Source organism: Flavicella sp. (assembly GCF_029238425.1).
Classification (GTDB): domain Bacteria; phylum Bacteroidota; class Bacteroidia; order Flavobacteriales; family Flavobacteriaceae; genus Flavicella.
In genome coordinates this window covers 1-7,915 of record NZ_JAQWGB010000039.1, presented here as the reverse complement: position 1 = coordinate 7,915, position 7,915 = coordinate 1, and the positions used below count along the sequence as shown (strand labels likewise).

The window sequence follows — 7,915 nt, the reverse complement described above, 5'->3', positions numbered from 1 at the left end:
GATGTTTTTAATAAAGATTCAATTCTTTGAGTGGTTCCTAATTCTGATGCTGCCGTTAAAAACATACAAAACACCATGAATAAGAATAAAGGTTTTCCTAAACTAGAAACCATTTTTTCTTTACTGATTCCTAGTTGAACTCTTTCTGTTAAAGGAAACTTCTGTCCGTAAAATAAAACTCCATAAATCATTACAGGGATAAACAATACTGAAACCATTGCTTGCCAACCTAGTCCCATAACGTCCATAATTATATAACCAGCAAGAGAGCCAATTACGATACCTCCAGGAAACCAAACATGAAATCTATTTAGCATTTTCGTTTTGTTTTCAGAATACATTGACGCAATCATTGGGTTCAATGCTGCTTCTACCATTCCGTTTCCGATTCCCACAAATAGAGTTGCTATAAATAGAGAAGTCATTGAAGTTGCTAACAAAGTCCATACAATTCCTATGGCATGCGTTACAAAAGCAATCCAAGTAATCTTTTTGATACCAAGAGTATCAACCAAAGGACCACCAATAATCATCGCTAGGGTGAATCCCCAAAAGGCAGGTGTAAAAGCGTATCCTATTTGCTCTAGCGTAAGACCGACACCTTCCGGACCGAATACCGTTTCAAGACGTGCTCTAATAGCGAAAGTCATTGCGGTAGTGATCAAAGCGAGACAACTTGCTAAGAATAATCTGTTTTTATTGATAATTTCCATGGTTTGTTAAGTTTAGTTTTATGCCAGTTTTCCAGCTTTTATTAGTAAGTTTTTTGTGAGTTCAATTCCTTCGATTTCTTCATGCTGACTTCCTTCGTATTCAACACCAATAAATCCTTTGTATCCTGATTTTTTAACCATTTTCATGATTTTGTAATAATCAATATTTTTTTCATCTCCATTCTCTAGAAAAGTGTTAGACTTAGCACTTACGGCTTTTGCAAACGGTAGTAGTTGTTCCATGCCTTTGTACCGGTCATATTCTTCAATACACTCTTTTTGTTTATTTTTATGAATACAAAAATTTCCGAAATCAGGTAAGGTTCCACAGTTTTCATTTTTTATATGAGAAAATACAGATTGCATCCAGTCACCATTAGAAGATAAGCCACCATGATTTTCTACGAGTACATTTATGTTCGCCTGAGCTGCATATTCAGAAAGTGTGTTTAAAGATTCTATTCCTGCATTAGCTACTTCTTCAGGAGTTCCATCACCACTTAAGTTTACTCGGATAGCATGACATCCAAGATGATGAGCTGCATCCACCCATTTGTAGTGGTTTTCAATAGTCTGTATTCTTTTCTTTTTATCACTATCGGCAATAGCTCCTTCTCTGTCAATCATTATCAAAACATTCTCAATGCCTTCTGCTTTTGCTCTTGAATTCATTTCATTCAGGTATGCTATGTTTTTGGCTTTGTCAAAAAAGAAACTATTGACATATTCCAAGCCAGTGCATCCTGTTTTATTAGCGATTGCTGCAAAATCTAAATGGTCAATTTTTTTAGCAAATAAAGACTTATGCAGTGACCATTGGGCTAAGGATATTTGAAAAAATAGTTCATTTTTCTTGGCAGTACAAGCAGTATGTGCTCCTAGTAAGGATAAGGCTGCACTTGCCTGTGTTGTTTTAATGATAAAATCTCTTCTTTTCATGTCTTTTAAGTGGTTAAACAAAACTAGGAAATAGAAATGTTTTTTGTGTTTGTAATTAGTCAGTGAAAGAATTTAAACATTTGTTTGGTTGATGATTTCTCTTAGTTTGAATTCGTTTGGTGAGCATTTTTCGTATTTTTTAAAAACGGTTGAAAAATATTGGCTCGTTGTAAATCCACAGGTGTAGGCAGCCTCTGCGATCGTTAAATTTGGTTTTTCAAGTAGTATTGTTTTAGAATATTCTAACCTCCTGATGGTTAAATAGCGCATGGGAGTTAGGTTGGTAAGTTGCTTACAGTGGTGTGTAAAACGAGTAAGTCCGACACCTGCAGATTTTGCCATTTTTTCTATGGTCCATTCCTCTGAAAGGTTGTTTTCTAGTTCGCTTAAAAACAAGCTTACTGATCTTGAGCTGTCAGTAAGGGTTTCGTTAAGAACAACGTCTCCTGTGTCTAGTAGGTCTAGTAAAAGAATCAAAAGGTAGTTTATCAGTAGTCTTATTCTAGAGGCGTTGCTGCCGTTTTTGTCAGTGTTTATAGCATTGTTTATTCTTGAAAAACAGCTTCTTACTCGTTGGTCAGTCTTCCAAATTGATTTTTCATTTTGACGCAGAATTTGTGTGAGTCGTGCTAAGTCATCAGGAGTCATGCTGATCCATTCAGGCCATTCCCACTCTTGATGAGGTCTCCTTACTCCCAGGTCGATAATCACCCAATAAAATTTACCCATTCCGACATTTGGGTTTCCTACTTTGTGAGCTTCCCAAGGTCTTGTTATGGTAAGATGGTCTGGGGTGAGTATTGTTTCTTTGCCTTCTTGAGCATAAGGCATGGAGCCTGATTCCAAAAAATGAATTTCTATTCCTTCGTTTCTGTGCCAGTCCAATCCCCAATCTTGTGGTTTGTTGGCATCCCAATAACCAATGCTGTTTAGTCCAAGAGTATTGTTGTCTAAACGATCTCCGGGATACGAATGTCTTGCAAGAGCTTTGAACTTGAGTTTTTTGCGATTGAATGCATCTGTTAGGGGTAAGCAGGTGTCTGCATGATAAACAATACCGTCTGCTTCGTAAGGCTGAATTTTTTGTTTGTAATTAGTCACTGAAGTAATTTGAACATTAGTACCGTGCAAAATAGTTAATTTAGACCAATAGAGTTGGCAAATACATTTATTTTTTGTCATGTACTGTATCTTTTAGATCTAATCGATAGAAAAATAAACTTAAACTAATGCTATTCATGAGTGAGAAAATTAAATATGATGCCATCGTTATAGGTACCGGAATATCTGGTGGTTGGGCTGCAAAAGAATTATGTGAAGGAGGCTTAAAAACCTTGGTTTTGGAACGAGGTAGAATGGTGAAACATATACAAGATTATCCAACGATGCATGACGATGTGTGGGATGATAAACATCGAGAAAAACGAACGAAAGAGGATGCTAAGAATCAGTTCAAGCAAGGAAGGTTGTGGGGAGGTTATGCAACAAGTCCAGTTCGGAAACATTGGTTTGTAGATGATGTGAAACATCCCTACAATGAAAAGAAAAAATTTGATTGGATTCGTGGGTATCATGTAGGAGGTCGTTCCATTATGTGGGGGAAGCAAACATACCGTTGGAGCGAAATGGATTTTGAAGCAAATAAAAAGGATGGTCATGGAGTAGATTGGCCAATTCGTTACAAAGATATTGCTCCTTGGTATGATAAAGTTGAGACTTATATCGGAGTCTCAGGTCAAAACTTGGGATTAGACCAGTTGCCAGATGGGAAATTTTCACCACCAATGGAGTTGAATTGTGTAGAGAAAGATTTACAAAAGAAAATATCAGATTCTTTTGATGATAGACTTTTGACTATTGGTAGGGTTGCCCACTTAACAGGGAATGCAATGCATGAAGGAAGGTCAAACTGTCAGTATAGAAATAGATGTGATAGAGGTTGTCCTTTTGGTGGATATTTTAGTAGTAACTCTTCGACGATACCAGCTGCTGAAAGAACTGGAAATATGACCTTAAGACCCAATTCTATCGCTTATGAAATTGTATATGATGAGAGCACAAAGAAAGCTTCTGGTGTCAGGGTAATAGATACATTGACAAAAGAAAAATTATTCTTTGAGGCCGAGGTGATATTTAATTGTGCATCTGCAATAGCTTCTGCTGGAATTATGTTGCAATCAAAATCTAAACGTTTTCCAAACGGTTTAGGGAATGATAGTGGAGAATTGGGACACAATGTAATGGATCATCATTACCAAGTGGGAGCTTCTGCATTGGTAGAAGGCTTTGATGATTCCTATTATAAAGGAAGAAGGCCAAATGGTTTTTATATTCCGCGTTTCCAAAATCTGAAGGATGCATCGGAGAAAAAAGAATATTTACGTGGATTTGGTTATCAAGGAGGTGCGAGTCGAGGGAATTGGAAACAGGCAGTCTCTGAATTGAGTTTTGGAAAAGATTTAAAAGATAAAATTCTAAAGCCCGGTACCTGGAGTGTTGGAATGGGAGCTTTTGGAGAGTGTTTGCCATATCATGAAAATAAAATTTCTTTGAATTATGATACATTAGATGAGTGGGGTTTGCCGACAATTGATTTTGACGTTGAGTACAAAGAAAATGAAATGAAAATGCGTGAGGACATGAAAAATCAAGCAGTTGAAATTTTAAAGCAGGCTGGGTATAAAAATGTATGGGGCTTTGATAAGGAAGCAATTCCAGGGAAAGGTATTCATGAAATGGGAACAGCAAGAATGGGAAGAGACCCGAAAACATCTGTTTTAAACAAATTTAATCAAGTTCATGCTGTAAAGAATGTATATGTAACTGATGGAGCATGTATGACATCATCGGCGTGTCAGAATCCTTCATTGACCTATATGGCTTTGACCGCAAGAGCAGCAGATCATGCAATTAAAGAGTTTAAAAAGAATAAAAAATCATAGAGTTATGGATAGAAGAAGTGCACTGAAAAATTTAACTATGAGTTTGGGGTATGCTGTGGCCACACCTACCATAATGAGTATTTTAAGTTCCTGTACCGAGCAAACGGTTTTATGGAAGACTCAATTTTTAACTAAAGAAGAACAAAAATCAGTAACAGAATTAGTGGATATTATCATTCCAACTTCAGATGTTGTTGGAGCATTGGATGTTAATGTGCCTCAGTTTTTGGATTTGATGTATAAGGATATTGAAACGGAAACCAACCAAAAACTATTTAGAAACGGAGCTGCAATTTTTGCTGATAAATTTCAAGAGAAGTTTGGTGTGTCTGTTTTGAATGGGAAAAAGAAAGAATTTGAAGCATTGTTAACGGAGTATTTTGAGTTGTCAGAAGAAGAAACAAAACATGTATTGTGGTTTCAAAAAACACCTATGCATAAGGTTTCAAGAGAAAAGATGGAATCTTATAATGTTTATAAATTTTTATTGTCGGTTCGTTATTATGCAATATTTGGGTATTGTACTTCAGAAAAGGTGGGAGAAGAAGTCTTGAGTTATGATCCTATTCCGGGGCAGTATAATGGATGTATCCCGGTGGAAGAAGTTGGTAACGCCTGGTCAATATAATGATCATGAAAAAGATAATAATAGTAGCATTGATTTCTGGATTGTTTTTGATTGCCTGTAAGAGTGTTAGGAAAAAAACTGAAGAAATTCAGAATAAAAATGAATGGGTGTCCTTATTAGATGAGAATTCTTTAAAAGGGTGGGTTGTGAAAATAACCAGGCAACCCCTTGGCGAAAATTATAAAAATACTTTTCAAGTACAAAATGGTGTTTTATCTGTGGACTATGATGCTTATGATAATTTCAATGATAGTTTCGGACATATATTTTATGATAAAGAGTATTCTGATTATAAATTTAGGATGGAGTATCGATTCACTGGAGAGCAATTAGCAGGTGGAGGAAATTGGGCGAAAAGGAATAGTGGAATAATGGTTCATTGTGAAAATCCTCGTCAAATGGGAATAGATCAAAAGTTTCCGGTTTCTTTGGAAGTTCAATTACTCGGAGGACTGGGTGATGGTGAACGTACCACAGGAAATGTTTGTACTCCAGGGACGCATGTTGTTATTGATGGAGAATTAATAAAAAAACATTGTGTAGATTCAAATTCTAAAACATATGATGGAGATCAATGGGTTAAAGTAGAAGTGGAGGTTAGGAATGATTCCATAATCAAGCATTATATTAACAATGAGCTGGTTTTAGAGTATGCTAATTTTGAGGTAGGAGGCAAGGTAGATGCTAACAAAGAGTTGTGGCAAAGTAAAGAAGGGAAGCCTTTGAGTAAGGGTTTTATTTCTTTACAGAGTGAAAGTCATCCTTGTGAATTTAGAAATATTGAAATAATGGAATTGTAACACATAGGTCTACTTATAGTTTAGTGGATCTATTTGTATAGCTTTGAAGCTTCGTCAAAGATTTGATAAATGGTGTTGATATCAATGTCTTGGTTTGTAGGTATAGGAAAAATTTTTATTCTTGTTCTGTCCCCTTGAATCAAACTAGGGTGTTCCATTTGAAAACCTCTGGCGATACCAATATAGGGTTCGCTGGTTTTTTTATCCTTCCATATATAGCAAAAAGGTTTCTTATTATAATAATAAGAGGGAAGACCATACTTCCATTCTTCGGAAATAAATTCATGATAATTTAAAATAATATCTCGCAGGGCAAAAAGAACACTTCTATTAGGTTCAATTTGCTTGAGGTAGTAGTCTTCAATTTTTTCTTTCATGGTGATTAATATAATGGTATCCCAAAATAAAACTCCAATACTTTGGCTTTAAAAAAGTAATCATATTTAGATCTTATGACATCATTTTCTGCATTTTCAAAACGTAATCTAGCCAAGCTATAATCAAAGGAATTCATCAGACCTAAGTCAAATTTTTCTTGAGAATAACGAAAGGATTCTTTTCTCGCTGCCAAGGTTTTTTCGGAAGCTTCAAAAACGGCATAGGCGGAAAGGACATCATTGTAGCTTTGGTTGACTTTACTTTTTAAATCTATTTTAGCTTGTTCTAAAGCCAGTTTGCTTTTTTCAAGATTTATTTTTGAACGTCTTACACCGTTAGAGTTATCTAGTCTGTTGAATATTGGAATATTCAATCTCAATCCGAAAGAATGGTTTGCTCTGTCCGATATTTGTTGGTCAAAGCTAGGAGGTGTATATAATTCAGATTGAAAGTAACTTGTATTAAAAGAATATCCAGCTGAAAGAGTGGGGTGGTAAATACCTTTAGAAAGTTTCAAGTTGTCCTCGCTTATATCTACAGTAACTTCAGCATTCTTAATGTCGTTTCTTGTTTCTAGTGCCTTAAGATATATTTCAAAAGGAGTTTTTTCAAGAATTGTTGTAGAAGCTATTTCAATAGAATCTGTAATTCTAAATGATTTGTAATCTACAATAGAAAGTATATTTGCTAGATTTATTTGTGAAATTCGAACTTGGTTTTCAGAGTTGATTATTTGCTGACTTTGTGTAGCAAGGTTGGATTCAAATTCTAGCAAGTCACCTTTAGGGATGGTTCCAGCTTCTGCCAATTCTTTACTTCTGTCGTATTCAGCTTCGTTGATTTCAAATTGCCTTTTAACAGTTTTTAAGGATTCTTTGTTGAAGGCGACTTGTAGGTATGCGTTGATGATGTTTAAAGAAATATTATCCTTCATGTCATCTAATTGATACTGATTGGCTAGTATTCCAAGATTGGCTTTGTGCAATTGTCTAATGTTCCTAAGTCCGTCATATAACATAACATTTGAGTTGATCCCTAGACTTGAGTTTTGGGTTGTCGCCGTAACATTTAAATTGGTTGTCGGGTCTGGATTCAAACCTGTATTCCAAGAATGCCCAATACTAGAAGTTAAATTAGGAAGGAAATTTCCAATGGCTCCTCTTTTTGAAATTTCAGCTGTTTCCAAATCTAGTTCGGACTGTTGGATAGAGATGTTATTTTCTAAAGAGTACAATATACAGTCGCTTAAGGACCAGGTTTTTTGGGCAAAGGTTGAAAAACAACAAAGTAAAAGCCCTATGAATACGAGTTTTTTCATAATTAATTTTTCTTGTCGTTATCTTCTTTTGTTGCTTTGTTCCAAACTTTGATATTGTCAGACTCTTCGATACCAGATATGATTTCAACATTGATACCGTCTGAGATACCTAATTCTACATCTCTTTTTTCAAAGGTTTGAGGTTCGGTCTCTACTTCTACATAAGGTTTTTCAGTTTTTCTATCGTATTGAAGCAA

Annotated in this window: 8 protein-coding genes and 1 pseudogene; 3 read left to right on the top strand and 6 right to left on the bottom strand. The window is 35.5% G+C overall.

Annotated elements, in window-relative coordinates:
- From P8H68_RS02670 to P8H68_RS02660, 3 genes are all read right to left on the bottom strand, one after another.
- Positions 1-713, bottom strand: a 713-nt coding sequence (locus tag P8H68_RS02670; RefSeq protein WP_300321260.1) for an MFS transporter, incomplete at its 3' end; no start/stop codon positions are given.
- An 18-nt stretch (positions 714-731) separates the two neighbouring features.
- A complete protein-coding gene (locus P8H68_RS02665) occupies positions 732-1,652 on the bottom strand; it encodes a TIM barrel protein (RefSeq protein ID WP_300321259.1) in 921 nt (306 codons plus the stop codon).
- A gap of 72 nt (positions 1,653-1,724) precedes the next feature.
- A complete protein-coding gene (locus tag P8H68_RS02660; protein ID WP_300321257.1) occupies positions 1,725-2,834 on the bottom strand; it encodes an AraC family transcriptional regulator in 1,110 nt (369 codons plus the stop codon).
- 56 nt (positions 2,835-2,890) lie between these two features.
- On the opposite strand from P8H68_RS02660, the gene P8H68_RS02655 reads away from it, so the two are divergent.
- From P8H68_RS02655 to P8H68_RS02645, 3 genes are read left to right on the top strand one after another with little or no spacing between them, the layout of a single operon-like run.
- On the top strand, positions 2,891-4,594 hold the full coding sequence (locus tag P8H68_RS02655; RefSeq protein WP_300321254.1) for a GMC family oxidoreductase: 1,704 nt from the start codon (positions 2,891-2,893) through the stop codon (positions 4,592-4,594).
- 4 nt (positions 4,595-4,598) lie between these two features.
- Positions 4,599-5,222, top strand: a complete 624-nt coding sequence (locus P8H68_RS02650) for a gluconate 2-dehydrogenase subunit 3 family protein (protein WP_300321252.1) — start codon at positions 4,599-4,601, stop codon at positions 5,220-5,222.
- A 5-nt stretch (positions 5,223-5,227) separates the two neighbouring features.
- Entirely contained in the window at positions 5,228-6,022 is a 795-nt protein-coding gene (locus tag P8H68_RS02645; RefSeq protein ID WP_300321250.1) for a DUF1080 domain-containing protein, read from the top strand.
- A gap of 29 nt (positions 6,023-6,051) precedes the next feature.
- On the opposite strand, the gene P8H68_RS02640 is transcribed toward P8H68_RS02645, so the two are convergent.
- The 3 genes and pseudogenes from P8H68_RS02640 to P8H68_RS02630 form a co-directional block, all read right to left on the bottom strand.
- Positions 6,052-6,399 carry a DUF1801 domain-containing protein gene (locus P8H68_RS02640; protein WP_300321248.1) on the bottom strand — a complete coding sequence of 116 codons (348 nt, stop codon included), beginning with the start codon at positions 6,397-6,399 and terminating at the stop codon, positions 6,052-6,054.
- Positions 6,400-6,404: 5 nt separating this feature from the next.
- Positions 6,405-7,718 carry a TolC family protein gene (locus tag P8H68_RS02635; RefSeq protein ID WP_366144921.1) on the bottom strand — a complete coding sequence of 438 codons (1,314 nt, stop codon included), beginning with the start codon at positions 7,716-7,718 and terminating at the stop codon, positions 6,405-6,407.
- 2 nt (positions 7,719-7,720) lie between these two features.
- Positions 7,721-7,915: pseudogene (locus P8H68_RS02630) on the bottom strand (efflux transporter periplasmic adaptor subunit); the annotation flags it as partial.